Origin of the sequence: Hyunsoonleella pacifica, from assembly GCF_004310335.1 — a bacterium.
GTDB lineage: Bacteria > Bacteroidota > Bacteroidia > Flavobacteriales > Flavobacteriaceae > Jejuia > Jejuia pacifica.
In genome coordinates, this window is sequence record NZ_SIRS01000004.1 from 512,407 (window position 1) to 537,361 (window position 24,955).

Consider the following 24,955-nt stretch of genomic DNA (forward strand, 5'->3'; position numbering starts at 1 on the left):
TTATTTTATAGGTTGTTGTAATTAGTTTTTTCTAGAACTTCTTTCAATATTTTGTCCGACCAAATCAATCCCTCAATACAAGCAATTTTATTTTGGTTTAAGGATTCAGTATTATTCAAGTCTAGTTTCAGTTCCTTTATGATTTCAACAGTTTCTTCGTAATTATAAAGTTTACCTTGATACCATTCGTTTTTCCATTTTATTTTTTCAGTATGTGATTTTGAGAAAGTAAATAATGTGTCTCCAATAGAGAATAAAACATCCTTTTCAACTAATTCAATTGGTAATTCAACCGTTTTAAAGTCATTATTATACCCCAATTCTATTCCTTTTGATTTTCCTAAACAAAAATAATGAGGTGAATTCCGTTCTGGCTTTCCACCTTTCTCAATAAATGATTTAAGTAAGTTTCGCTCAGCTTCTTTACGTTGAGGAAAATACCAATCAGGAAATGCACGTTTCAATTTTCCGTCTAATCTTCTTTGTTCCAAATCTGAAATGATTGGTTTCACCTCCTCATCAGATAAGTCACTTAGATTCAAAAAAGGCTCTTTGTCAGATAAATAATAATGGGTTATGTGATTCGGGATTGTCATTTTTTCAAATTAATTACAACTGATTAGTTAAACGCTTCCCAATCTTTCCAAACAGGTTCCAAACCTTGTTTTACCAACATACTTGCAATATCTTCTGTTGGCCTTTCATCAGAAATTTCAAACTGTTCTAAAGTCTGTGGATCTACAGTATAGCCTCCTGGATTGGTTTTAGATTCTGCACTTATTGAGGTAATTCCTAAATTAACGATGTTGTTTCTAAAGGTTTCACTTTCTCTGGTAGATAATGATAATTCTACGTCTTCATCTAACAATCGAAATGCACAGATAGTCTGCACTAAATCTCTATCGGTCATTTCAACTTTAGGTTCTAAACCTCCACTATGTGGTCGTAATCTTGGAAATGAAATAGAGTATTTTGTTTTCCAGTAGGTTTTCTGTAAATATTTTAAGTGTAAAGCTGTAAAAAAACTATCTGCTCTCCAATCTTCTAAACCAAACAAAGCACCTAAACCAATTTTATGGATGCCTGCTTTTCCTAATCTATCTGGTGTATCTAAACGGAAGTTAAAATTAGATTTTTTTCCTTTGGGATGATGCTTTTTATATTCGGCTCTATGATAGGTTTCTTGATATACCAAAACTGCGTACAAGCCAGCTTCTATCAACTCTTCATATTCGTCTTGATGTAATGGCTGTACTTCTATAGTAATGTTAGAAAATTTATCATTAATAAGTGCTATAGCATGTTTAATATAAGGCACACCTACTGTTTTATTAGCTTCTCCTGTTACCAGTAAAATATGGTCGTAGCCTTTTTGTTTTATAAACTCAACTTCTTTAATAATTTCAGCATCTGTTAGAGTTCTTCTTGGAATTTTATTGGTCATACTAAACCCACAATATGTGCAAATGTTTTGACATTCGTTAGACAAATACATAGGGATGTACATTTGAATGGTGTTGCCAAATCGTTTCTTAGTAATGGTTTTACTTTGTATAGCCATTTGCTCTAAAAAAGGCGTAGCTGCTGGAGATAGTAATGCTTTAAAATCTTCTAAATCTCTTTTTGATTTCTGTAATGCAAACGTTACGTCTTGAGCTGTTTTGGCATTAATACTTGCCAAAGTTTCATCCCAGCTATAAGTATCGAATATGTCTTGAAATGTACTATTCATTTTAATTTAAAAAACTAGTTAGTGGGCTACTTGCTTCTGCATGTTGTTTTACACTTGCTAATTTTGCGTTGTATGCCATTCTACCTGCTTGTACCGACATTTTAAATGCTTTTGCCATTTCAACTGGATTTTGTGATACTGCAATTGCTGTATTTACCAAAACGGCATCTGCACCCAATTCCATAGCATAAGCGGCATGAGATGGTGCTCCAATACCTGCATCTACCACTACTGGCACGTTACTTTGTTCTATTATTATTTCTAAGAAATCATCAGTTTTCAACCCTTTATTTGTTCCAATTGGTGCTCCTAAAGGCATTACACATTGTGTTCCTACTTCTTCTAAACGTTTACACAATACTGGGTCTGCATGAATGTATGGCATTACAACAAAACCTAATTTTACTAGTTCTTCTGCTGCTTTTAAGGTTTCAATTGGGTCTGGCAATAAATATTTTGGGTCTGGATGAATTTCTAATTTAATCCAGTTGGTTTCTAAAGCTTCACGTGCTAATTGTGCTGCAAAAACTGCTTCTTTTGCGTCTCTAACTCCAGAGGTGTTGGGTAATAAATTAACATGTGGCTGATTGATACTTTGCAACATTTTGTCTTGCTCATCTTCTACATCAACTCGTTTTAAAGCCACTGTTACTAGCTCACTTTCTGAAGCTAAAATGGCATCAGCCATGAGTGCATTAGAACTAAATTTACCTGTTCCTGTAAACAGTCTCGAGTTAAATTCTTTATTGGCTATTTTTAATGTATCGCTCATTTTTTTATTTTTTAAAGCTATAACGCTGTTCCATAACACTTCCGGTATTTAAGAGTGTATGGAATGCTTTAATTTTAGTAAAGTCTTTGGTTATTTCTCCTGAAATTGCAATGCCGTGAATTCCTGTGGTTAGCAACTCAGTAACGTCTTCTATTGTAATGCCTCCAATGGCTATTACAGGCGTTTCCGTTTTTAATTCTTCTATTATGGATTGATATCCCTCATTGCCTAAAATAGGGCTTAAATTGTCTTTTGTACTTGTAAATCTAAATGGTCCTAAACCAATATAATTCACTTGTTTTTCAATAAGTGTTTTACAATCTTCAAGGGTATTTGCTGTGCCTCCTATAATTTGCCAACTTTTTAATTCCTTTCTTGCAATTTTGGGGCAAGTATCTGTTTTTCCTAAATGCACGCCATCTGCACTTACCTTTTTTGCAATCTTATAATGGTCGTTTATAATTAACCTTGTTTGATAATGACTTGTTATGTCTCTAGCTTCTTCAGCGGCTTTTAATACTTTTTTTTCTGAAATATTTTTTAATCGCAATTGCACCAATTCTGCTCCATGTTGACACGCTTTTTGTATATTTTCTATATGTGCCTTAGTGTTTTCGCCTTGTGATATGTAGTGTAGTTTGTTTATCATGATATTAATAATACAGTAGTTAAGAAGTTAATAATAAAGAAATTAAGGAGTTATGGAGCGAAGAATACTTTTGCAGTAACTATTTAGTAGTTTACTAACTTCTTCTATAAGTGTTATTTGTAAAGTATTATCATTTATATATCCTAAATCTTTAGATAAGATTAAAAAATATCTACATTCCTCTAATGATGCTTGAGAGATATTATAAAAACGTAATTTTTCTTTAGCGCTAACTCTTTTAAAACCTTCTGAAATATTGGCTGTAATTGAAACAGCTGCTCTTCTAAACTGAGATGTCAATCCATAAACTTCTTCTTTTGGAAATGATTTCGTGATTTTATAAACTTCTAAAACAAAAGCATGCCCTTTTTGCCAAACAATTAAATCTTGAAATGTATTTGTTTTATCCATAACTACAAATTAGTTTTCGCTTCTGTATTCTTAATTTCTAAATTCTTAACTACTTTTTTATGACACCCCAATAGCGTTTTGTTTGAATTTAAAAATTGCTCTGTGTAATATTTGGCTGCTCTAGCTGCATCTTCTAACAGTATTTCTAAAGCGATGTTACTTGCTAAAGATGACGATAATACACAACCACTGCCATGTTTTTCGAACACGGTTTTTGCTTTAGGCGCTATGTTGGTTTGTACAATAGTATTGTAGTACAACACATCCCATCCTTTTTTGTCGTTTCTATGTCCGCCTTTTAAGTACATATTGGTTTTTTCTAAAATATGTGCAATGGTGTCTTCTATATCTTTTGTTGGATAAAGTAGTTTAATTTCATCATAATTGGGTGTAATGATGAAACACTTCTCAAAAATTTGGTCTAAGACATCTTGATTTTCGGTGGTATGAAAATCAAAACCAGCTGTAGCTTTAATTACAGGATCTAACACTATTTTTATATTTGCGTTTAGTTGATGCAGTGTATTCAATATTGCTAACAATACATTCCAACTTTTTACAATACCTATTTTAACTACTGAAATTTCAAAACGCTCAAACAGCATTTCTATTTGAGAAATAATAGTATTTGTTTCAACCCAAACACAATCTTTAAAGTCAACATCATTTTGAACGGTAACTGCCGTACAAACCGATAATCCATACAAGCCATGTGCTTCAAATGTTTTGATATCAGAAGTTAGTCCTGCTCCTCCTGATGGGTCATGTCCAGCAATAGTTAGTATGTATTGTCGTGTTTTCAACTATTTTTTGATTTGCTTAAATCTTAAATGATCATTCATCAATTTAAAGTCTGAAACAGGATGTTCACTGTTCCAAATTCCTCCTAATACACCAACTCCTTTAAAACCTAGCTTTGTAAACTCATCTAGGTTTTTGGCAGTAACACCTCCCATACCTACAATGGTTTTATCAATATGATTAACATCAAATCCTCGGCCTTCATATCCTTTTTTTGATATGGATGAAAATACTGGACTCAACAAATGGTAATCAAAATGAATAGGGCAACTTTCTATATCTTCTGGTTCATGAAAAGAGGAACTTATACTCTTATTAGTTAGTATTGAGTAATTGGTATTGAGTTTTTTTGCATATTGTTGCAAGACAAACGTTTTACTTTGTACTGAATCCTTTTTACTAAAAATGCTTCGCCTTTTTGCTTCCTGAAAATGAATACCTTTTAAATCAAATTCATTTAGTAATTCATGATAATAATGTGTTACGATTTTATCATGATGTTTCTCGTCTATTTGATTTAGGTATTTGGCATGTTCACTATAATCTTTGTTTGGCTTTCTTAAATGATAATATTGCAATCCTTCCTCAAACAATTGATGAAGTATTTCAATTTCATTAGTAACATCATTTTCTGGTGCTATAAGTACAACCATGCTTCAACTAACAATAGTCAATTAGCAATGTATCTCACAAAATTGCAAAAACACATTGCTAATTGTAAATTGATTATAAGTAAATTTCAGAACCTTTTTCTTTAAACTCTTCTGATTTATCAGCCATTCCTTTTTGGAAAACTTCATTGTTCTCGTCAATTTCATTCTCTGCAGCAAAATCACGCACTTCTTGAGAAATTTTCATAGAACAGAATTTTGGTCCACACATAGAACAGAAGTGTGCAATCTTAGCACCTTCTGCTGGTAAGGTTTCATCATGAAACTCACGTGCTTTTTCTGGGTCTAAACCAAGGTTAAATTGGTCTTCCCAACGGAATTCAAAACGTGCTTTACTTAATGCATTATCTCTATGTTGTGCTCCTGGGTGTCCTTTTGCCAAATCTGCTGCATGTGCTGCTAACTTATAAGTTACTACGCCTTCTCGTACATCATCTCTATTTGGTAAACCTAAATGTTCTTTCGGTGTTACATAACACAATACTGCACAACCATACCAAGCAATCATTGCAGCTCCAATACCAGATGTAATGTGGTCGTAACCTGGTGCAATATCTGTTGTTAATGGCCCTAGTGTGTAGAATGGTGCTTCATCACAAGCTTCTAATTGCTTGTCCATGTTTTCTTTTATCATGTGCATTGGCACGTGACCTGGTCCTTCAATAAAACACTGTACATCGTGTTTACGAGCTAATTTTGTAAGCTCTCCTAATGTTTCTAATTCTGCAAATTGAGCTTCATCATTCGCATCTGCAATAGAACCTGGGCGTAAACCATCTCCTAAAGAAAAGGCAACATCATATTGTTTTAAAATTTCGCAAATTTCTTCAAAGTGTGTATATAGGAAGTTTTCTTTATGGTGTGCTAAACACCATTTTGCCATAATAGAACCTCCACGTGATACAATACCTGTTACACGTTTAGCGGTCATTGGCACGTAACGTAACAATACTCCTGCGTGAATTGTAAAATAATCTACACCTTGCTCTGCTTGCTCTATTAGAGTATCTTTAAAAACCTCCCAAGTTAAATCTTCTGCAATACCATTTACTTTTTCTAATGCTTGGTAAATTGGCACGGTTCCAATGGGTACTGGAGAGTTTCTAATAATCCATTCGCGTGTTTCGTGAATGTTTTTTCCTGTAGATAAATCCATGATGGTATCTGCTCCCCATCTACATGCCCAAACTGCTTTTTCTACTTCTTCTTCTATGGATGATGTTGTAGCTGAATTACCAATATTTGCATTAATTTTTACTAAAAAGTTTCTACCCAAAATCATAGGTTCACTTTCTGGGTGGTTGATGTTATTAGGAATAACAGCACGACCTCTAGCTACTTCTGAACGCACAAATTCTGGAGTTATTTTTTTAGGAATGGATGCTCCAAAATCTTCTCCTTTGTGTTGTTTAGCCAACTCCGTCATTTCATCAATTTTCTGATTTTCGCGAATGGCAATGTATTCCATTTCTGGAGTAATAATGCCTTGTTTTGCGTAATGTAACTGGGTTACATTTTGTCCTTTTTTGGCACGCAATGGTTTTTTTAGATGCTCAAAACGCAAATGGTCTAAACTATCGTTGTTTAAACGCTCATTACAATATTCTGATGAAAATTGGTTCAACTGCTCAACATCGCCTCTATCTTTAATCCAATTTTCTCGAATACGTTCAATACCATTGTGTACGTTTATCTCTTTATTTGGGTCTGTATAAGGCCCTGAAGTATCATAAACAAATACTGGTTCGTTAGGTGTTAATTTACCCGTCATCGAATCTTTAGTATCGCTTAATTCAATTTCTCGCATAGCGACATTAATATGCGGATGAATTTCTCCTTTTACATAAATTTTCTTTGAATTAGGGAACGGTTTTCTAGTAATCATTCCCTGGTTTGGTGCAGTATCCTTTTTTTTCATTCTTTATTGGGTTTTGCCTTTGGCGTTTAAACTGGTATTATATATTTCACTAATGGATAAACAAAAGTTCTGTTTTTTATCCTCCTTGGGTAGCTTGAATGATGAGTACATCATCTCCTTCATTCAAAATTTCTTGAGTCCAACTATTTTTTGAAACAATAGATTGATTAATCGCTACAGCAATACCTTGGTTGGGTTGCTTTAACTCTGTCAGTAATTGTGCTATAGAGATAGACGAAGAAATTTGTTTTGTTTGATTGTTAACGCTAATTGTTATCATTCCGCTTAAATTCTTAAAATGACAACCTTAGGATTATTGTGTTGAAGAAAGTTTGTAAAACTTATATTACTTCTAATAATAACTACTTTTCCCTACGTAAGCTCTAACTTAATCAGGTTCAAAGGGTAACTCTCAGTTAACATTGTTACTCAACAAATTAACACCCCTAAAGTTGTATAGCACAAAGATAGTTAAAAATAAAAAAGTGACCTATGGATTATTTTTAATTAACAGTTTGCTAATCGATATCTGGTTTCTTTCTATTGGCCTTTTTCTCAGAATTGTAACGCTTGTTTTTTAAACGCTTTTTAATAACAGATTTTGGAATTTTCGTGGGAACACGTTCTTTCTCTTCTTTTAAAGCGATTTTTATTAGCTCTAAAAACCGACTAATTATTAGCTCTTTATTTTTATGTTGACTACGAGAGTCATCACATTGTAGTATTAAAATACTTCCTTTGGTTAATCTATTTTTAAGTTTTTCAGTAATGGTATGTTTCTGAATATCGTCCAATGCTACAGAAGCTAAAACGTTAAAGCTTAATTCTACTTTCGAAGATACTTTATTTACGTGTTGTCCTCCAGCTCCAGAACTTCTGACGGCTTTAAAACCCAACTCTTTTATCAATGTATCTTCATCAAACATTATTCTACTTGATGAGCTGATTTTATTAGGTCGTTTACTGTTTTAACTGGACTAAAAGTTTCTAAAGGCACTTCTACACAAATAGAATTCCAGTATGCCATACTTCCATTCCATAACCCAGGGAGTTCTAGCACTTTTATATCAATTCCATTTTGTGTTTTCATAGTAATAAACGCCGCTGAGGGATCAACGTATTTCATTAAATCAAAACTTTCTCCTTTGTAATTTTTAATACCACAAACAAAATCTGTTGGGTTAAAATGTGTAGCGTTTTCTGCAATATCTTTTTGATCCGGTTTTTCAAAATCTATTTGTGCAAATTCTACTATTTGTAAAGACACATTTCCGTTGTCATCTTTAACCCAAAATGGCCCACCTCCGGGTTCACCCTCATTTTTCACAATGCCACAAACACGAATTGGACGATTAAGTTTGTCTTTTAAGTATACCAATTTTTCATCTGTAGACCAATTCTTAAAGTTATTAGTTACAACTACATTTAAAGTAGTGCTTAAAAAGGCTACTATGTTTTCTAATTGTTCTTCAGAAACAGAACCCTCATCCAATGCTTTTAGATACGCAAACACTTGTTCTTGAGCTTTTAAAAGCACTCCACCCAATAATTTTTTATATTCAGAAATTTTAATATTTTTTTGTGCAGTAACTATATTATCTATGTTTTTAATAAATACAATGTCATTATCTAAATCATTTAGATTTTGAAGTAACGCGCCGTGTCCACCGGGCCTGAATAAAATAGAATCGTCTTCCAACCTAAACACCTCATCATTTAAGGTTAAAGCTAAGGTTTCAGTAGCTTCCTTTTGATAAGAATAAGATACATTAAAGACTGTATTGGTTTCGGCTTCTAAATTTGATTTAAATGCTTCTAATTTAGATTTGAAGTACTCGTGATGTTTTTTTGAAACCGTAAAGTGCAGATTGGCTTTACCTTTTGAAGAGGCATACAAAGTAGACTCATATAAATGTTCTTGAAAAGCAGTGATTGCCCCATTTTCATATTTATGAAATGGTAATAACCCCTTTGGAAAAAAACTATAGTTTAAGGCTTCTTCTGCAAGCATGGTTTTTACAAATGCTAAGTATAATTCATCTTTAGTTAAGCTATCAACATCAGTATCTTCAGCTAATGTTTTTATAACTTCATCATAAAACGGAAAGTCTTTTAGGTTTCTAGCAAAGACCTCCATTAAGGTGTTTCCGCTTTTAGATATGTAAGCTTCTAGAGTATCCTGTTTTGGATTGAAATTATTTAAAAATTGAAATAAGAATTTAAACATCCTTGATGCGGCACCAGAAGCAGGGACAAATTTTACGATATTAACATTTTCCTTGGCGCTCTCGTAATAGGTTATTAAATCTTGTATTTCAGTAAGACTATACTGGTTAATACCTTCAGTAATTTTAGCAGCAGCTACCAGATTGGAATAAGACATGCCGTTTTTCAGAAGCGATACTTGGTCATTAGCTTGTGCTTCAGTAATACCTTTGGTTGAAATTTGATTGAGGTCTTTTTGTGTAAACATTAAGTTGTAGAATTTAGTAAATTATCGATATAGCTAATAGCCTTTTAAGGCGTTGTTTTTTTATTACTTTTAAGTCAGTTTTATTTTATTAATTAGTTTCAAATGCCTTAAACATTTTTTCTCTTTCATAGGATTTAATACTTAAATCATCAGTTTACATGGGTTGTTAATACGAGTTAAAAATACAAATCATAAATGGTGTTTTCTACTACATTTAAAATTTATTTTTTCAACAAGATGTAATAATAGACGATTCAAAATAATTATAAGTAATAACATTATTATCTCCAATGATATTACCACATTATCTCCTCTACATTCTTTATCTAAACTATACTTAACACAAAAGTGAAGAGAAACGGTTATTTATAAAATTATTATGATGCTGAAGCTTGTTCAACATGGCAAATCATTTCTATAATTTATCAAAAAACGATTCATCTTCCTCAAAAGCAGTGCCAACAACAACCAGATCTGCTCCTGCAGCAAAAGCATCTTCCAACTGCGTTTTTGTTTTAATACCACCTCCAACAATTAAAGGGATCTTTGCCTCTTTTTTTACTCTTTCAATGATTTCCTTGGAAATGGGATAACTTGCTCCACTTCCCGCTTCTAAATACATCAATTGCATTCCTAATAACTGTCCTGCCTTGACAGTATCAACAATAGTTTGCAAATTCTCTCTTGATATAGCTTCTGTTTGAGTTACTCTGGATACCGCTGTTTTTACACCTCCATCAATTAATATATAGCCTGTTGGAATTACTTCTAAAGTAGTCTCTCTCAATTTAGAAACTGCCTCAACATGTTTTCCTATTAAATAATCAGCATTTCTCCCAGACAACAACGACAAAAACAACAAGGCATTCGCCGAATTAGTGATTTGAGTAACATCTCCTGGAAATAAAACAATCGGTAAATTGGTAAACTTTTTTACTTTATGTACCAAAGCCTCAGTAGCATCTGCATCTACTACACTGCCACCAACAAAAATATGTGTAGCAATAGAGTTATTTACTTTTTCAATGAAACCTCCAGTATTTTTCAATTCAAATTTATCTGGATCAATTAACACAGCAAATAATTGTTCTCCTTTTTCTTTAGCCTTTAATATATTTTGGTAAACATTCATTATGCAATAGCGTAAGCACAGGTAAAACCTTCAAACTCAAGAAACTCAATATTATACCGGTTTTTTGAATCGTTATAATCAATCCAAGCAACTGTTTCTACATCTGTAATATTAAATGGAATGACAAGGCAATGCGCTTTAAAACTTAATCCAGGTGTACAAAACAACTTGTATAACGATTCTTTTACACACCAAATTATGGTTAATTTTTTGATATAATCTTTATCTACTTCTTTTAAATAGGAAAACTCATAATCCACAAATTTATGTGCTATTATCGAAATTTTTTCACGTTGTTTCTCCACATCTATCCCTACAATAAAATCGCTAATAATAATCGCAGAAAAATTAAAGGAGTGTGTTATAGATATTTGTCTACCATCTGTTAGGTGTGGTTTTCCAAATTCATCATAAAACAAATCTTTATCAGAATACCCAAATTCTTGCAACAACCATCTTACACTTAAAAATCCCCTTTGGTGCAATTCGCTTTTCATCCCTAAAACACGCTCAAGGGAATTAGGTTTTAAATTTACACGTGCCATCAGCGCATCAAAAGACTCGGTAATCTTCCAGATTTTAACAGTAGTTTGTGAATTTGGACTAATAGTTTTGTAAAGTGGCATTTAGTATTCTAAAACTTAATAGTTATCTTTGCAACGCCTAAGACGAGTTACATAATTGGGTAGGCGAATTTAACCAAATTATAGGCCAATCCCAATCAACTTTAGGTTTAAAATAAAAGAAAAAAGTTACTATGAGTACAAAAACAATTCCTTACGTTGCAAACAAAGTAAAAGACATCACTTTAGCAGATTGGGGTAGAAAAGAAATAGAATTAGCAGAGGCAGAAATGCCAGGCTTAATGAGTCTTCGTGAAGAATATAAAGATTCCCAGCCTTTAAAAGGGGCAAGAATTGCTGGTTGTTTACACATGACTATACAAACTGCTGTTTTAATTGAAACATTGCAAGCTTTAGGCGCAGAAGTTACTTGGAGTTCTTGTAATATATTTTCAACACAGGATCAAGCTGCTGCCGCTATTGCTGATGTAGGAACCGCAGTATATGCATGGAAAGACATGACCGAGGAAGAATTTGATTGGTGTATTGAGCAAACACTTTTCTTTGGAGAAGACAGACAACCTCTTAACATGATTTTAGATGATGGTGGCGATTTAACTAATATGGTTTTAGATAGATACCCAGAACTAGTTCCTGGAATTAAAGGCTTAAGTGAAGAGACCACAACAGGCGTACATAGATTATATGAACGTGTAAAAAACGGTACATTACCATTACCAGCTATAAATGTAAACGATTCTGTTACGAAATCTAAATTTGATAATAAATACGGCTGTAAAGAAAGTGCTGTAGATGCTATACGTCGTGCTACTGATGTGATGCTTGCCGGGAAGCGTGTGGTTGTTTGTGGTTATGGAGATGTTGGTAAAGGTACAGCTGCATCATTTAGAGGCGCAGGAAGTATTGTAACTGTTACTGAAATTGATCCTATTTGTGCATTACAAGCAGCAATGGATGGTTTTGAAGTTAAAAAACTGGAAACTGTTGCTCCTGTGGCTGATATAGTAATTACCACTACTGGGAATAAAGACATCGTTCAAGCACAACATTTTGAAGCTTTAAAAGACAAAGCTATTGTGTGTAATATTGGACATTTTGACAATGAAATTGATATGGCCTGGTTAAACGAAAACCATGGACATACCAAAAACACTATTAAGCCTCAAGTTGATAAATATACTGTAAACGGTAAAGACATTATTATACTTGCTGAAGGTAGATTAGTAAATCTTGGTTGTGCTACTGGGCATCCAAGTTTTGTAATGAGTAACTCATTCACTAATCAAACTTTAGCTCAAATTGAACTTTGGAACAATAGTGACAAGTACGAAAATGATGTATACATGCTACCTAAGCATTTAGATGAAAAAGTAGCAAAATTACACCTAGCTAAAATTGGTGTTGAGCTTACCGAACTTAGAGAAGAACAGGCTGAATATATTGGTGTAGAAGTTGAAGGCCCTTTTAAGCCTGAGTATTACAGGTATTAATATAGATTAATTAGATTACTAGATATTTAGAATTTTAGATAAAATCCCTAGCAGTAATGTTTGGGATTTTTTATTGACTTCCATTTTAAATTAATGAACTCGTGAGTATAACTATTTTGATTGTCACTACTCTTACGTCTGGAACCCTGATATGAAACTTGTACTCAGCACAGATAAAAGTATTATTCCCTAATGCATAAAAAAACCGTTAAAATCTAAAATAGAGGTAGCTGTTTTTTATCTTTGTTTAGTTAAAGAATTATGCCTTCCCGCAAAGGCAGGAATCCACATAAGACATATATATTAAACAACAAGATTCCTGCCCTTGCAGGAATGACAGAATAGTTACTATGAAATATACAACATTACCAAATACCAATATAAAAGTTAGCAAAATATGCTTGGGGTCTATGACCTGGGGCAACCAAAACACAGAAGCAGAAGGCCACAAGCAACTAGACTATGCTTTTGAGAAAGGTGTAAACTTTATTGATACGGCAGAATTATATCCGGTACCAGCAAGTCCTGAAACTCAAGGAAAAACAAGTGAAATTATTGGTAGTTGGTTAAAGAAAATAGGTAATAGAGATAAGGTTGTACTTGCCTCTAAAATTGCAGGTAATGGAGATTATACAGCTCATATACGTACTACTGGATTTAGCAAATCTTCTATTATTGAAGCTATAGATGCTGAATTGGTACGTCTTGAAACTGATTATATAGATTTATACCAATTACATTGGCCAGAACGTGAAACCAATACCTTTGGTGTTAGAGATTATAACCACAACCCAAATGATACTTGGGAAGACAATTTTAATGAAGTATTACACACTTTAGAGCATCAAATAAAAGCTGGTAAAATTAGACATATAGGCTTATCTAATGAAAAAGCCTGGGGCACGATGCGATTTCTTCAAGAAAGCAAAGTAAATAACTTACCGCGCCCTATAACCATACAAAATGCCTATTCTTTATTATGTAGAACATTTGAAGGGGATTTGGCAGAAGTGTCTTTAAGAGAAAATATTGGTTTGCTAGCCTATTCGCCAATGGCTTTTGGTGTACTATCAGGGAAATATATACAAGGGAAAGCAGCTGATAATGCACGACTAAAATTGTTCCCAAGGTTTGCACGTTATAGCGGTAAGCAAGCAACAGAAGCTGCAAAACGCTATTTAGAAATCGCTGAACGCAATGGATTAACATTAGCGCAAATGGCTTTGGCTTTTGTAAATCAACGTCCTTTTATAACTAGTAGTATTATTGGTGCTACCAATTTAGAGCAGCTTAAAGAGAATATTGCAAGTATTAATATCGATTTAAGTGAGGATATTATATCGCAAATAAATGAGGTGCATGGTACTATTCCTAATCCTGCGCCTTAAGTTAGTACAGTACTTGACTTTGTAAGAAAGTTTTTTGAACTTCGTTTGCCGTTGAATATAAGTCATTAAAGTAATATATACCTGCAAAAGTTGGTAAACAATTGAAAAAACAAATTCACATATTAATTTTTAGTTTGATTACGACTTTAGCATTTGGACAAACCGAAAAGGAACCTTTTTGGAGTACATATATCGAGTCTAACCGAATTGAAATTGGATTAAAACATTACGATAGTCTGAATTTAAAAAAAGCCTATCGAATTTGGACACATTATCAAGTTGTAGAACTGATTAAAATAACTGATTCAACTTATAGTGGTACTTTGACGAATTTTATAACACACAATAAAAAAAGGAACAAAACAGAAGTCATTTATCAAAAAATTAAAATTCCAAACAGAATTGTTAAAAAATTAATCAAATTTCTAAATGCAGAAAATATCGAAACCTTGAAAGATTGTTCTGAAATTGAAAATTATCCAAAAGGATTTGACGGAAAGACTTATATTTTTGAAATCGGAGATGGAAAGACAAGACGAGTTTATTCTTATTGGGAACCAGAAAATAAAAGATATCAAAACCCTGAAATGATAGAAATAAAAAATGTTCGGAATATATTAAATGCAATAAATACTGAATTTAATTTATGGAAATATTTCAAGGATTTCAGAGAAAGGCTTCCAAAAGGTAGTTATTCTTATGGAATGATTAATATGATAAAAACGTAAAAAAACCAGTCCAAAAAAGCACAGATTTATTTCAGTTTAGAACTTTTAAAAGTAAATAAGCCCCGCGTTAGGGATTGAACGGCATGTTGGAGCTCCCGACAACGGAGGAGCGACTAGTGAAAGCCCGACCCCTTATCGGGGTAACGCCCAAAAAACAAAAAACCCGCAAACTTTAAAAAGTAGCGGGTTTTTTAATTATTTAATTTGATTACCATCTTTATCGAAAAAATGGTACTCTAGATATGTGTAAGCATCTCGGGGTAAAACTTTAACCCACTTCTTGTGTTCTAAAAACCATTTAGAACGTACAGATGGAAAGCCCTTGGTTAAAAAGGCTGCTATAAAAGGATGTGTGTTTAGAGTCACCTTCTTATAGTCTTTTTTGAATAGTCTTTCAAGATCTTGGTTAATTTTTTGCACTATACTTATTGGTGCTTCAACCTCTGCGCCATTTAAACCGTTGGGGTTTTCCTCTCGGGTTTTTATATTCATTTCTGGGCGCGTGCGTTGTCTTGTTATTTGTATCAAACCAAATTTACTTGGTGGCAGTATTTTATGTTTTGCTCTGTCGTCCTTCATTTCTTCTCGAAGGTGTTGAAACAGTTTCTGCCTGTTATCAGACTTTGTCATGTCAATAAAATCAATTACTATAATGCCTCCCATATCACGTAAACGTAATTGGCGTGCAATTTCTGTAGCTGAAATTAAATTAACTTCTAAAGCTGTTTCCTCTTGGTTGTTTGATTTGTTAGATCTGTTACCGCTGTTTACATCAATAACATGAAGGGCTTCGGTATGTTCTATTACCAAATAGGCGCCTTTTGTCATGGAAACGGTTTTTCCAAAAGAGGTTTTTATCTGTCGCTCTATCCCGAACTTTTCGAAAACAGGAACACGATTTTGATACAGTTTTACTATTGATTCTTTCTTTGGTGCAATTTCTTGCAAATAATCTTTAATTTGGTAGTACAGTGTTTCATCATCAACTGTTATTCCTGTAAAGGTGTCGTTAAATATATCTCGTAAAATAGACGAGGCTTTATTCATTTCTCCTAATACTTTACTAGGGTGATGTGCTTTGTACAACTTTTTACACATTGCATTCCATCGCTGGAGCAAATTCTGTAAATCTTTATCTAATTCGGCTACTTTTTTGCCTTGTGCTACAGTACGAACAATTATACCAAAACCTTGCGGCGTGATACTTTTTACCAAACGTTTTAAACGATCTTTTTCTTCTCGAGATTCTATTTTTTGTGAAATAGAAATGCGGTTAGAAAAAGGCATTAAAACAATATATCTACCGGCTATAGATAACTCTGAAGTTATTCTTGGGCCTTTTGTAGATATTGGTTCTTTTACTACTTGTACTAATAGCGATTGATTGGATTTTAAGACGTCGGCAATTTTGCCATCTTTCTCAATATCCTTTTCAAATGGGAAGTTTTTTAAAGAAAAATCTTTTAGTTTACCTGTGCTTACACGTTTTGTGAATTTTAAAAGTGAAGGTAATTTAGGACCTAAATCATGATAGTGCAAAAATGCATCTTTCTCGTAACCTACATTAACAAATGCAGCATTTAGTCCTGGAACAGTTTTACGGATTTTGGCAATAAACACGTCGCCAACCGAAAAATTGTTATCATCTTCATCCTTTTGTAATTCAATAAGTTTTCCATCTTTTAATAAGGCAAAATCAACAGCTTCTGAATTAGATCGAATAATCAATTCTTTATCCATTGTGTTAATTTTTATCCCAATAATAATTATCGGAATGGATTAAACATTATTTTTTTCACAGGATTTTAATCCGTGGAGTTCAAAACACACCTATTACAGTGCTAAAAATTTATGAACTCATTTCAAAGAACTTTGTTGTGTTTTCAAACAAAAAAAGTAGCTATCTCACTACTTTTTTTATTTATTTTTTCTTTTTGTGACGGTTAGCGCGTCTACGTTTTTTACGCTTGTGCGTCGCTACCTTATGTCTTTTGCGTTTTTTACCACTTGGCATAAATAGTGTCTTTTAAATTAATGATTTATTTTAAATGCTTTTTACTTAACTTCTACGTTAGTTTTAACACCCTCAACAAAAACTTTTGCAGGCTTGAATGCTGGTATGTTGTGTGCTGGTATTTTTATAGTAGTATTTTTAGAGATATTTCTACCTGTTTTCTCAGCTCTTGTTTTAATAATGAAGCTTCCAAAACCTCTCAAATATACATTATCACCGCTTTCTAAAGATGTTTTTACTTCCTCCATAAAAGATTCAACAGTTGCTTGTACATCTCCTTTTTCAATTCCTAGCTTTTCAGAAATCTTTGCTACTAAATCGGCCTTTGTCATTTTTAGTCTTTTTTATTATTTGGGTTATATAAATTTTAAAAGGGATGCAAATATATGCATTTAATATTCAATATTTCAAACCTAATTCACTAAAATTTAAGATTATAAACGTTTATTTTAGCACTTGGTAGAAAATAAAAGCATGTCTTTTTCAAATATTTTAATCAACTGGTACTCAAGCAATAAGAGAGATTTACCATGGCGCAAAACTAAAAACCCATATTTTATTTGGCTTTCTGAGATTATTTTACAGCAAACTCAAGTTAAACAAGGCCTGCCTTATTACGAAGCTTTTGTTACTGAATTCCCAACGGTATTTCATCTTGCTAAAGCTAGCGAAAGTGAAGTGCTAAAATTATGGCAGGGGCTTGGGTATTACTCTCGTGCCAGAAATTTACATTTTACTGCAAAATATATTGTTAATGAACTAAACGGAGAATTTCCCAATACTTATAAAGGACTATTACAATTAAAAGGCGTTGGAGATTATACGGCCAGCGCTATTGCTTCAATATGTTATGAGGAAGCAACTGCAGTTGTTGATGGTAATGTGTACCGTGTATTGGGGCGTTATTTTGGTATTGAAACACCTATTAATTCCACTAATGGCATTAAAGAATTTAAAACGCTTGCTCAGGAATTAATTGATGAAAAGGATCCTGCAACTTTTAATCAGGCTATTATGGAGTTTGGTGCAACACAATGCAGGCCTAAAAACCCTGATTGTATGTTTTGTCCTTTTCAAGATTCTTGTGTTGCTTATAATAAAGGTACAATTGATAAGCTACCCGTAAAATTGAAAAAGACTAAGGTTAAGCAGCGCTACTTTAATTTTTTGGTTTTTCTCTCTGAAGACAAACATACTATATTGGAAAAACGTGAAGGAAAAGGGATTTGGCAAAACCTATATCAGTTTCCATTAATTGAAACTGAACAGCATCTTGATTATGATGCGTTTTTAAAACTAGCTAAAGCACATCCTATTTTAAAAAACAAGACTTTTGAATTACACCAATATAATAATGTACCTAAAGTACATAAGTTATCTCACCAACATCTGAATACGACATTTTGGACGGTTTCAGTAGAATCAGTTGAAAATGGAATTCCTTTTGAAAAGATAACTGAATATCCTGTACCTATTTTGATTGGGAAGTTTATTGAGGGGTTTGAAGAATTTAAAGATTAGAGTTTACTTAGTCTTATAACTTAAATATGTTTCTCTGATTGAACGAATATATACTAATCATAACTCCAACCTTTATCTATTCTCGTAATTACCCCTTTAGTATCAAAATATATATTAGAACGGTACCAAGCAAAATCTCTAATCAAGTATTTACGCTTACTTTTTTTACTTAAATACGAGTCGCGAGTATACATGAATTGAATTTCATTTTTCCATGTATTCTTAGACAATGGTTCGCCAAGGATGTTAATTACCTCTTCCTTGGTAAAATTCATTTCTATTAAATCAAACTTTTCGAAAGTGTAGTTTTTAGCAAATTCTGTATCAATATAGGGGTCAAATATATTGTACCCTTCTACTAACAGGAAGCTTCCTAAAAAAAATACAAAAACTAGAATTGGCACCCCTAAAACAATCGTTAATATTTTGTAAAAAATTCTCATTTTAAAATAATAGGGTGTAACGCAGTAAACAAATAACCACAAATAAAAAGTAGAGCACTTAAACCAAATGAAATATTAAAACTTTGCAAAAATGTTGACTTCCAGTTTTTTGGAGACCATACCATAATAAATATTGATATTGTCAAAGCGCCTAGAAGAATTGCTATAAAAACAATTAAACTTATTTTGAGAAGGTTGTAGGAAGAACTCGACATAGTAGTTAAAACGAATGCTATAACTATAGCAAATATGCTTAAACCTATTTTTTCGTATTTTGATAATGCTTTAATCTTTGGTTGTTTTAGCTGATAACGCTTTAGCAAACACATTATTGCTTTTGTTTAGTCCAATTATTTACAGATAGACCTATGTTAGGGATTACTGCGGCATCCTTTTTTGAGACACGAGAAAAAGATATAGCCGAAAGCCTGCCTACCGGCAGTCAGGCGCCCAAAAAACAAACAAATCTTAGAATATTCTTATTTTTTTATTAATTTTAGAACTATGAAGTTTGAATGTCTATTTTTGCATTCTCTAAAAATTTAAAATTATGGCTGGTTCGTTAAATAAAGTAATGTTGATTGGGAATTTAGGTGATGATGTAAAGATGCATTATTTTGAGGGGGGCGGCTGTGTTGGTAGATTTCCACTGGCTACTAGCGAAACTTATATGAGCAAACAAACTAACGAGCGTATTACAAATACAGAATGGCATAATATAGTGGTGCGTAACAAGGGTGCTGAAATATGTGAAAAATACTTAAGCAAAGGCGATAAAGTATATATTGAGGGACGCATAAAGACAAGAAAGTGGACTGACGACAAGGGAAATGATAGGTATTCTACCGAAATACAATGTGTTGATTTTACGTTTTTAAGCACTAAAAAAGAAAACGAAACAAATGCAGCTGCTAATAGTGGCAACCCATTACCCGCATCAAACCCCACTGTTAACCAATCTACATCTAGTAACCCATCAATTGATGATAATGATGATCTCCCTTTTTAATTCAAGTATAACCAAAACTGAAATCCTTGGATCCTGAACCCCCGAGTTTACAATTTTTAATTTTAACAGTTGATATTTCAATTGTCTCTGGTTTTCTATTGCTTTTTGTGCTTTTGTGTTGTTCTGCCTTAATATCAGGGGCTGAAGTTGCTATGTTTTCGCTTTCAAGAACGGATATTGATAACCATCCTGAAGCAGACAATAAAACTTTTAAAATTATTCTACAGCTATTAGAGCGCCCAAAAAAACTATTGGCTACAATTTTAGTAGCCAATAATTTTATAAATATAGCGGTAGTACTTTTGTTTGATTATCTTGGAGACTTTATGTTTAGGGATATTACTACTGAAATTGATTTCTATTTTTTTAAAGTAGATTTGGTTTTCTTTATAAAAGTAATTTTAATTACATTTTTGATATTACTTTTTGGTGAGATTTTACCCAAAATATATGCCAGCAGAAACAACCTGAAATTTGCAAGTATTATGGCATATCCTTTAAAGGTTTTAGATACGCTATTATCTCCTATTAGTTTACCAATGCGTAGTACTACTTTAGGTATCCATAAACGGTTGGGGAAACAAAAATCTAATCTTAGTGTAGACCAACTATCGCAAGCTTTGGAGTTAACAGATCATGGTGATACTTCTAAAGAAGAAAAGAAAATTTTACAAGGCATTGTGTCTTTTGGAAATACCGATACCAAGCAGGTAATGCGCCCACGTATAGATATTTTTGCTTTAAATATTGAACAAAAATACACTGAGATTATCCCTGAGATTATCGCACATGGATATTCTAGAATTCCTGTTTACGAAGAAAATATAGACCAAATTAAAGGCATTCTTTATATAAAAGATTTACTGCCATATATTGACAGAAAACAGTTTGATTGGAAAGAATTATTACGAGAGCCATTTTTTGTACCTGAAAACAAAAAGCTAGACGATTTAATGGCAGAATTTCAAGAGAAAAAAGTACATTTAGCTGTTGTGGTTGACGAGTACGGTGGCACTTCTGGTTTAATTTCTTTAGAAGATATTATAGAAGAAATTGTTGGTGATATAAGTGATGAATTTGATGATGAAGACATAAACTATTCCAAACTGGACGATAAAAATTATGTATTTGAAGGTAAAACTGCTTTAAAAGATTTTTACAAAGTAATTAAACTTGAGGATGATAGTATTTTTGAAGACGAAAAGGGTGAGGCTGAAACCATTGCTGGTTTTGTTTTAGAAATATCTGGTAGCTTTCCTAAACTACAATCTAAAATATTTTTCAGGGACTACGTTTTTACTATTGAAGCCATGGATAAAAAGCGGATAAAGCGCGTAAAAGTTACTATCAACTAATATGAAAACTAAACTCCTGTTTTTTTTAATTCTAATTTTAGGATTTCTTTCCTGTGGGAAGGAAGATTACACTCCAAAACCAAAAGGGTATTTAAGATTAGATTACCCTAAGGTATCCTACCAAATGCAGCAATTGCCTAACATACCTTTAGCTTTTGAAATAAGTAGTTTAATTGATGATGTTAAGGTTATACCGCTTAAAAGCACAACCGAAGGTTATGGTATAAATTTAGAGTACACGTCTTTAAAAGCTACTGTTTTTTTAACATATAGAGCAATTGAGAACAATGAGCAAAACCTAAACGCCTTTTTAAGAGATGCACAAAAACTAACATTAGAACATACCAAAAAAGCTGACGAAATTCCTCGTTATCCTTATGAAAATTACAAACTTAAGGTGTATGGTATGCTATCAGAGGTTAAGGGTAATGCAGCTTCTCCTGTACAGTTTTATGTGACTGATAGTACACAACATTTTTTAACAGGCTCATTGTATTTTAAAACTAAGCCTAACTACGATTCTATTTTACCTGCAGCTTCTTATTTAAAAAAGGATATTCAAAGGATTATGGAAAGCATAAAGTGGCAGAATAATGCAAATTTTACCACCTATGAGAAAATTGATCTTGATGCTAATAATCAGTTATCTAAATAAAAAAGCTTCCCTTTTTAGAGAAGCTTTAACTTATAAACACTTAAATTAAAATTTGAGGACTTTATTTTTATTACTTATTTATTTGAAAACGCTTCAACAGTTTTCATATCAACTACTTTATATAAATCTGCAACATTAGTTACTGTTTTCTCCAAACTCGCAGGATTTACTTTAGCTTCATCATACTCAACCATTGCCAATTCTTTTTCAAAATCTACTTTAGCAAATTTCACGCCTTCCATCTTGGCTATTTTCTTTTCAATAGTAGCTGCGCAGCCTACAGCACAAGTCATACCCTTAACGGTAAATTCAGCTTTAGCATAAGTCGCATTAGGGTCCAATGTTTTCTCAGAAGCAGTATCAACCTCTACGGTCTTTACTTCTGGTTGCTTCTCATTTTTACAGCTCACTACTAAAAAGACACACAAACAAACCCCAAGAATATATTTTATAGCTTTCATTTTAATTAATTTTTAAATTATGTTACAAAATTACTAATTAATGCTATTTATTACTTTAAAAACTTGACTTTTGTGCTTCTAAAAAGAATATTCGCTTATTATGTCTACTAATTCCCTAAAATGGGCTTATTTAATAGTACTTGCCATTATTTGGGGAAGTTCTTTTATTTTGATAAAAAAAGGGCTATTAGGTTTAACTCCAGTGCAATTAGGAGCAATTCGAATTATTTTTACTTCATTTTTTCTATTCATTTTTGGGTTTAAACGTGTAAAATCAATAAAATTAAAAGAGTGGAAATGGGTAATCTTAACAGGGCTTTTAGGGACTTTTTTTCCAGCTTTTCTATTTGCTTTTGCAGAAACCGAAATTGATAGTTCCATTGCTTCTATCTTAAATTCACTAGTCCCATTAAACACCATCATGTTAGGCTTTTTTGTATTTAATGTAAAATCTTCAAAACGACAAGTTGTAGGTGTTTTTATAGGCTTATTAGGTGCAATTCTTTTGGTATTGAATGGTGCTTCTATAAACCCAGATCAAAATTACCTTTATGTTGCATTTGTAATTATAGCAACATTTATGTATGCTGCTAGTTTAAATATTTTAAAACGGTATCTACAACACGTAAATGCACTTACAATTGCTGTTGGTAATTTTGCAGTTATCGTTTTACCTGCTATAATTATCTTATTATGTTCTGGTTTTTTTAAGATGGAAGTATTATCTGCACCAACTTTAAAACCTGCATTGTTTTACATGGTTCTATTGTCTTTATTTGGTACTGCAATAGCTAAAGTCATGTTTAACAAATTGGTGCATATCTCCACACCTGTATTCGCTTCTTCCGTAGCATATTTAATGCCAATTGTTGCTGTTTTTTGGGGTATTTTGGATAACGAACGTTTTAGTTTTTTACAGGCCATTGCAACTCTAATTATTCTAATTGGTGTGTATTTAGCCCATAAACGCAAATAGCATTAAATATCAATTATTTCATTAAAAATTATTTAAAGTCATTTTTTTTTGCGAACTTTAAGTAATTTGAAAAGGTTAAATACACCCCCTCTATTTTGAACAGTAACATTCTATTATTACTGGTAAGTCACAATTTTAGAACAACTAAAAATTTAACTTTTTATGAGAAATGCTATCCTTCCCATTCGTTTTGGTTTAGTAACTAGTGCTGTTTTAATAGCTTACTTTTTAGTACTATCCCTTTTTAATAAGCATACAAACCCTGCTTTTAGTTTAATAAATGCAGCAATTACACTCTTTGGTACTTACGAAGCTATAAAAATCACTAAACTACAATATCCTAATAATTTTTCTTATGGAGATGGCTTTAAAACAGGTGTAATTACTGGTGTGACAGCTACTATAGTTTTTACATTATTTTTCTTGTTTTATACAACTGAAATCAATTCAGATTTTCTACCAACTTTATTAGAAAATATGAATTGGGGTTTTAAATCTCATATTGGCTTGGTAGTGTTTGTAGTTGCTGTTATGGGCCTATCCACATCGTTAGTATCTTCGCTAACAGTAATGCAACTTTTTAAAAACAGTAATAATTACGTTGAAAACAAGTAAAACGTTTGTAGATTAATTAATTAGAATTATATTTGCACCCGCCTTAAACAAATTAAGGTGTTTTTGTAATATAAATAATTAATATAAACGTTACGCTATGTACGCAATTGTAGAGATAGCAGGGCATCAATTTAAAGTTGAGAAAGACCAAAAAGTTTTTGTTAATCGTTTACAAACAGAAGAAGGTAAGAAAGTATCTTTCGACAACGTTCTTTTAATTGGAGATGGTAGCAATGTAACTGTAGGCGCCCCAGCTATAGGCGGAGCACAAGTAAGTGCAAAAGTCTTAAAACACCTTAAAGGAGATAAGGTAATAGTTTTCAAAAAGAAAAGAAGAAAAGGTTACCGTGTAAAAAATGGACACAGACAATCTTTAACTGAAATCGTAATTGAAAGCATTGTAGCTTCTGGTGCTAAGCCTGCTAAAAAGGCTGCTCCAAAAAAAGAAGTTAAAAAAGCGGAGCCAAAAGTAGAAACAAAAGCTGCTGCACCTAAAGCAGAAGCTAAACCTAAAGCAGCTCCAAAAAAGGAAAAAGCAGATGATTTAAAGAAAATTGAAGGTATTGGTCCTAAAATCGCTTCAACATTAGTAGAAGCTGGTATCGCTACTTTTGCTGAATTAGCTAAGGCTAAGCCAGAAGCAATTTCAGAAATCATTGCAAACGTTCGTGGTAACCATGTTACTGATACTTGGCCTGCACAAGCTAAACTAGCTGCTGAAGGTAAGTGGGACGAACTAAAAAAATGGCAAGACGAATTAGACGGTGGTAAAGCGTAAGCTTTCTATCAAGTTTAAAATATAAAATCGAAATAAAATGGCACATAAAAAAGGAGTCGGAAGTTCGAAAAACGGTAGAGAATCAGAATCGAAACGCTTAGGTGTTAAGATTTTTGGTGGTCAAGCAGCAATTGCTGGTAACATTATCGTAAGACAAAGAGGAAACACACACCATCCAGGTGAGAATGTATATTCTTCCAAAGATCATACATTACATGCTAAAGTTGATGGCATTGTAAAATTTACAAAGAAAAAAGACAACAAATCTTATGTTTCTATAGAGCCTTTTGAGGCTTAAGAAACTATTCTTAAAAGTTTTTAAAACCCTTTCTGTGTACAGAAAGGGTTTTTTTATCTCAATATTTGAAATGTTTATTAA

At 32.7% G+C, this 24,955-nt stretch carries 28 protein-coding genes and 1 riboswitch; of the genes, 11 read left to right on the forward strand and 17 right to left on the reverse strand.

Annotated elements, in window-relative coordinates:
• Nucleotides 1-5 precede the first annotated feature (5 nt).
• The 13 genes from EYD46_RS11595 to EYD46_RS11655 all read right to left on the reverse strand — a co-directional run bounded on the left by EYD46_RS11595 (nt 6) and on the right by EYD46_RS11655 (nt 11,185).
• The gene (locus EYD46_RS11595) at nt 6-596 is read right to left on the reverse strand and encodes a hypothetical protein (protein WP_130937311.1); all 591 of its coding nucleotides are present in this window, start codon (nt 594-596) and stop codon (nt 6-8) included.
• Nucleotides 597-619: 23 nt separating this feature from the next.
• Complete coding sequence (thiH, locus tag EYD46_RS11600; RefSeq protein WP_130937312.1) at nt 620-1,732, reverse strand: 2-iminoacetate synthase ThiH; 1,113 nt, start codon at nt 1,730-1,732, stop codon at nt 620-622.
• Between the two features lies 1 nt (nt 1,733).
• Entirely contained in the window at nt 1,734-2,504 is a 771-nt protein-coding gene (locus EYD46_RS11605; RefSeq protein ID WP_130937313.1) for a thiazole synthase, read from the reverse strand.
• 4 nt (nt 2,505-2,508) lie between these two features.
• A complete protein-coding gene (gene thiE / locus EYD46_RS11610) occupies nt 2,509-3,153 on the reverse strand; it encodes a thiamine phosphate synthase (protein WP_130937314.1) in 645 nt (214 codons plus the stop codon).
• Between the two features lie 42 nt (nt 3,154-3,195).
• Entirely contained in the window at nt 3,196-3,564 is a 369-nt protein-coding gene (locus EYD46_RS11615) for a four helix bundle protein (RefSeq protein ID WP_130937315.1), read from the reverse strand.
• A 2-nt stretch (nt 3,565-3,566) separates the two neighbouring features.
• The gene (locus EYD46_RS11620; protein WP_130937316.1) at nt 3,567-4,367 is read right to left on the reverse strand and encodes a hydroxymethylpyrimidine/phosphomethylpyrimidine kinase; all 801 of its coding nucleotides are present in this window, start codon (nt 4,365-4,367) and stop codon (nt 3,567-3,569) included.
• Entirely contained in the window at nt 4,368-5,018 is a 651-nt protein-coding gene (locus EYD46_RS11625) for a thiamine phosphate synthase (protein WP_130937317.1), read from the reverse strand.
• Between the two features lie 73 nt (nt 5,019-5,091).
• Nucleotides 5,092-6,954 (reverse strand): phosphomethylpyrimidine synthase ThiC, encoded by a 1,863-nt coding sequence (gene thiC / locus EYD46_RS11630; protein ID WP_130937318.1) that lies wholly within the window; start codon nt 6,952-6,954, stop codon nt 5,092-5,094.
• A 76-nt stretch (nt 6,955-7,030) separates the two neighbouring features.
• Nucleotides 7,031-7,234 (reverse strand): sulfur carrier protein ThiS, encoded by a 204-nt coding sequence (gene thiS / locus EYD46_RS11635; RefSeq protein ID WP_130937319.1) that lies wholly within the window; start codon nt 7,232-7,234, stop codon nt 7,031-7,033.
• A 72-nt stretch (nt 7,235-7,306) separates the two neighbouring features.
• Nucleotides 7,307-7,412: riboswitch (TPP riboswitch) on the reverse strand.
• Between the two features lie 60 nt (nt 7,413-7,472).
• Nucleotides 7,473-7,880: an alternative ribosome rescue aminoacyl-tRNA hydrolase ArfB gene (gene arfB, locus EYD46_RS11640; protein ID WP_130937320.1), complete on the reverse strand. Its 408-nt coding sequence runs from the start codon at nt 7,878-7,880 to the stop codon at nt 7,473-7,475.
• Nucleotides 7,880-9,427 (reverse strand): DUF4301 family protein, encoded by a 1,548-nt coding sequence (locus tag EYD46_RS11645; protein ID WP_130937321.1) that lies wholly within the window; start codon nt 9,425-9,427, stop codon nt 7,880-7,882. The genes arfB and EYD46_RS11645 overlap by 1 nt, the downstream gene beginning before the upstream one ends.
• 415 nt (nt 9,428-9,842) lie before the next feature.
• A complete protein-coding gene (locus tag EYD46_RS11650; protein ID WP_165454376.1) occupies nt 9,843-10,559 on the reverse strand; it encodes a phosphoglycerol geranylgeranyltransferase in 717 nt (238 codons plus the stop codon).
• A complete protein-coding gene (locus EYD46_RS11655) occupies nt 10,559-11,185 on the reverse strand; it encodes a 4'-phosphopantetheinyl transferase family protein (protein ID WP_130937323.1) in 627 nt (208 codons plus the stop codon). Before EYD46_RS11655 ends, EYD46_RS11650 begins: the two co-directional genes overlap by 1 nt.
• 131 nt (nt 11,186-11,316) lie before the next feature.
• Here EYD46_RS11655 and ahcY point away from each other — a divergent pair, with 131 nt between their 5' ends.
• The 3 genes from ahcY (at nt 11,317) to EYD46_RS11670 (ending at nt 14,749) form a co-directional block, all read left to right on the forward strand.
• Nucleotides 11,317-12,633, forward strand: a complete 1,317-nt coding sequence (gene ahcY / locus EYD46_RS11660; RefSeq protein WP_130937324.1) for an adenosylhomocysteinase — start codon at nt 11,317-11,319, stop codon at nt 12,631-12,633.
• Between the two features lie 350 nt (nt 12,634-12,983).
• Nucleotides 12,984-14,021, forward strand: a complete 1,038-nt coding sequence (locus EYD46_RS11665) for an aldo/keto reductase (protein WP_130937325.1) — start codon at nt 12,984-12,986, stop codon at nt 14,019-14,021.
• 101 nt (nt 14,022-14,122) lie between these two features.
• Nucleotides 14,123-14,749: a hypothetical protein gene (locus EYD46_RS11670; RefSeq protein ID WP_130937326.1), complete on the forward strand. Its 627-nt coding sequence runs from the start codon at nt 14,123-14,125 to the stop codon at nt 14,747-14,749.
• 195 nt (nt 14,750-14,944) lie between these two features.
• Here the strand turns inward: EYD46_RS11670 and EYD46_RS11675 are convergent, their stop codons facing one another.
• Nucleotides 14,945-16,489 carry an Rne/Rng family ribonuclease gene (locus tag EYD46_RS11675; RefSeq protein WP_130937327.1) on the reverse strand — a complete coding sequence of 515 codons (1,545 nt, stop codon included), beginning with the start codon at nt 16,487-16,489 and terminating at the stop codon, nt 14,945-14,947.
• Nucleotides 16,490-16,804: 315 nt separating this feature from the next.
• Nucleotides 16,805-17,095, reverse strand: coding sequence for an HU family DNA-binding protein (locus EYD46_RS11680; protein ID WP_116039361.1), 291 nt, complete (start codon nt 17,093-17,095; stop codon nt 16,805-16,807).
• Between the two features lie 142 nt (nt 17,096-17,237).
• On the opposite strand from EYD46_RS11680, the gene mutY reads away from it, so the two are divergent.
• Nucleotides 17,238-18,284: an A/G-specific adenine glycosylase gene (mutY, locus tag EYD46_RS11685; protein WP_130937328.1), complete on the forward strand. Its 1,047-nt coding sequence runs from the start codon at nt 17,238-17,240 to the stop codon at nt 18,282-18,284.
• Between the two features lie 53 nt (nt 18,285-18,337).
• Here the strand turns inward: mutY and EYD46_RS11690 are convergent, their stop codons facing one another.
• Nucleotides 18,338-18,727, reverse strand: a complete 390-nt coding sequence (locus tag EYD46_RS11690; protein WP_130937329.1) for a hypothetical protein — start codon at nt 18,725-18,727, stop codon at nt 18,338-18,340.
• Between the two features lie 550 nt (nt 18,728-19,277).
• Between EYD46_RS11690 and EYD46_RS11695 the strand changes: the two genes are divergently transcribed.
• Genes EYD46_RS11695 through gldD form a run of 3 tightly spaced genes read left to right on the forward strand, consistent with a single transcriptional unit; the run spans nt 19,278 to nt 21,746 of the window.
• The gene (locus EYD46_RS11695; protein ID WP_130937330.1) at nt 19,278-19,736 is read left to right on the forward strand and encodes a single-stranded DNA-binding protein; all 459 of its coding nucleotides are present in this window, start codon (nt 19,278-19,280) and stop codon (nt 19,734-19,736) included.
• Nucleotides 19,737-19,762: 26 nt separating this feature from the next.
• A complete protein-coding gene (locus EYD46_RS11700) occupies nt 19,763-21,091 on the forward strand; it encodes a gliding motility-associated protein GldE (protein ID WP_130937331.1) in 1,329 nt (442 codons plus the stop codon).
• A 1-nt stretch (nt 21,092) separates the two neighbouring features.
• Nucleotides 21,093-21,746, forward strand: coding sequence for a gliding motility lipoprotein GldD (gldD, locus tag EYD46_RS11705; RefSeq protein WP_130937332.1), 654 nt, complete (start codon nt 21,093-21,095; stop codon nt 21,744-21,746).
• A gap of 74 nt (nt 21,747-21,820) precedes the next feature.
• On the opposite strand, the gene EYD46_RS11710 is transcribed toward gldD, so the two are convergent.
• Complete coding sequence (locus EYD46_RS11710; protein WP_130937333.1) at nt 21,821-22,207, reverse strand: heavy-metal-associated domain-containing protein; 387 nt, start codon at nt 22,205-22,207, stop codon at nt 21,821-21,823.
• A 100-nt stretch (nt 22,208-22,307) separates the two neighbouring features.
• Here EYD46_RS11710 and EYD46_RS11715 point away from each other — a divergent pair, with 100 nt between their 5' ends.
• From EYD46_RS11715 to rpmA, 4 genes are all read left to right on the forward strand, one after another.
• Nucleotides 22,308-23,183 carry a DMT family transporter gene (locus tag EYD46_RS11715; RefSeq protein ID WP_130937334.1) on the forward strand — a complete coding sequence of 292 codons (876 nt, stop codon included), beginning with the start codon at nt 22,308-22,310 and terminating at the stop codon, nt 23,181-23,183.
• A 162-nt stretch (nt 23,184-23,345) separates the two neighbouring features.
• On the forward strand, nt 23,346-23,798 hold the full coding sequence (locus EYD46_RS11720; RefSeq protein ID WP_130937335.1) for a DUF4199 domain-containing protein: 453 nt from the start codon (nt 23,346-23,348) through the stop codon (nt 23,796-23,798).
• Between the two features lie 97 nt (nt 23,799-23,895).
• Complete coding sequence (gene rplU, locus EYD46_RS11725; protein ID WP_130937336.1) at nt 23,896-24,576, forward strand: 50S ribosomal protein L21; 681 nt, start codon at nt 23,896-23,898, stop codon at nt 24,574-24,576.
• A 37-nt stretch (nt 24,577-24,613) separates the two neighbouring features.
• Nucleotides 24,614-24,874 carry a 50S ribosomal protein L27 gene (rpmA, locus tag EYD46_RS11730; RefSeq protein WP_076698461.1) on the forward strand — a complete coding sequence of 87 codons (261 nt, stop codon included), beginning with the start codon at nt 24,614-24,616 and terminating at the stop codon, nt 24,872-24,874.
• The last annotated feature ends 81 nt before the right edge of the window (nt 24,875-24,955 follow it).

What these genes read in the sequence shown, in the direction of transcription:
- EYD46_RS11595 (WP_130937311.1), bottom strand. Translation starts at nt 596, where the DNA reads ATGACAATCCCGAATCACATAACCCATTATTATTTATCTGACAAAGAG.
- thiH (WP_130937312.1), bottom strand. Translation starts at nt 1,732, where the DNA reads ATGAATAGTACATTTCAAGACATATTCGATACTTATAGCTGGGATGAA.
- EYD46_RS11605 (WP_130937313.1), bottom strand. Translation starts at nt 2,504, where the DNA reads ATGAGCGATACATTAAAAATAGCCAATAAAGAATTTAACTCGAGACTG.
- thiE (WP_130937314.1), bottom strand. Translation starts at nt 3,153, where the DNA reads ATGATAAACAAACTACACTACATATCACAAGGCGAAAACACTAAGGCA.
- EYD46_RS11615 (WP_130937315.1), bottom strand. Translation starts at nt 3,564, where the DNA reads ATGGATAAAACAAATACATTTCAAGATTTAATTGTTTGGCAAAAAGGG.
- EYD46_RS11625 (WP_130937317.1), bottom strand. Translation starts at nt 5,018, where the DNA reads ATGGTTGTACTTATAGCACCAGAAAATGATGTTACTAATGAAATTGAA.
- thiC (WP_130937318.1), bottom strand. Translation starts at nt 6,954, where the DNA reads ATGAAAAAAAAGGATACTGCACCAAACCAGGGAATGATTACTAGAAAA.
- thiS (WP_130937319.1), bottom strand. Translation starts at nt 7,234, where the DNA reads ATGATAACAATTAGCGTTAACAATCAAACAAAACAAATTTCTTCGTCT.
- arfB (WP_130937320.1), bottom strand. Translation starts at nt 7,880, where the DNA reads ATGTTTGATGAAGATACATTGATAAAAGAGTTGGGTTTTAAAGCCGTC.
- EYD46_RS11645 (WP_130937321.1), bottom strand. Translation starts at nt 9,427, where the DNA reads ATGTTTACACAAAAAGACCTCAATCAAATTTCAACCAAAGGTATTACT.
- EYD46_RS11650 (WP_165454376.1), bottom strand. Translation starts at nt 10,559, where the DNA reads ATGAATGTTTACCAAAATATATTAAAGGCTAAAGAAAAAGGAGAACAA.
- EYD46_RS11655 (WP_130937323.1), bottom strand. Translation starts at nt 11,185, where the DNA reads ATGCCACTTTACAAAACTATTAGTCCAAATTCACAAACTACTGTTAAA.
- ahcY (WP_130937324.1), top strand. Translation starts at nt 11,317, where the DNA reads ATGAGTACAAAAACAATTCCTTACGTTGCAAACAAAGTAAAAGACATC.
- EYD46_RS11665 (WP_130937325.1), top strand. Translation starts at nt 12,984, where the DNA reads ATGAAATATACAACATTACCAAATACCAATATAAAAGTTAGCAAAATA.
- EYD46_RS11675 (WP_130937327.1), bottom strand. Translation starts at nt 16,489, where the DNA reads ATGGATAAAGAATTGATTATTCGATCTAATTCAGAAGCTGTTGATTTT.
- EYD46_RS11680 (WP_116039361.1), bottom strand. Translation starts at nt 17,095, where the DNA reads ATGACAAAGGCCGATTTAGTAGCAAAGATTTCTGAAAAGCTAGGAATT.
- mutY (WP_130937328.1), top strand. Translation starts at nt 17,238, where the DNA reads ATGTCTTTTTCAAATATTTTAATCAACTGGTACTCAAGCAATAAGAGA.
- EYD46_RS11690 (WP_130937329.1), bottom strand. Translation starts at nt 18,727, where the DNA reads ATGAGAATTTTTTACAAAATATTAACGATTGTTTTAGGGGTGCCAATT.
- EYD46_RS11695 (WP_130937330.1), top strand. Translation starts at nt 19,278, where the DNA reads ATGGCTGGTTCGTTAAATAAAGTAATGTTGATTGGGAATTTAGGTGAT.
- gldD (WP_130937332.1), top strand. Translation starts at nt 21,093, where the DNA reads ATGAAAACTAAACTCCTGTTTTTTTTAATTCTAATTTTAGGATTTCTT.
- EYD46_RS11710 (WP_130937333.1), bottom strand. Translation starts at nt 22,207, where the DNA reads ATGAAAGCTATAAAATATATTCTTGGGGTTTGTTTGTGTGTCTTTTTA.
- EYD46_RS11715 (WP_130937334.1), top strand. Translation starts at nt 22,308, where the DNA reads ATGTCTACTAATTCCCTAAAATGGGCTTATTTAATAGTACTTGCCATT.
- EYD46_RS11720 (WP_130937335.1), top strand. Translation starts at nt 23,346, where the DNA reads ATGAGAAATGCTATCCTTCCCATTCGTTTTGGTTTAGTAACTAGTGCT.
- rplU (WP_130937336.1), top strand. Translation starts at nt 23,896, where the DNA reads ATGTACGCAATTGTAGAGATAGCAGGGCATCAATTTAAAGTTGAGAAA.
- rpmA (WP_076698461.1), top strand. Translation starts at nt 24,614, where the DNA reads ATGGCACATAAAAAAGGAGTCGGAAGTTCGAAAAACGGTAGAGAATCA.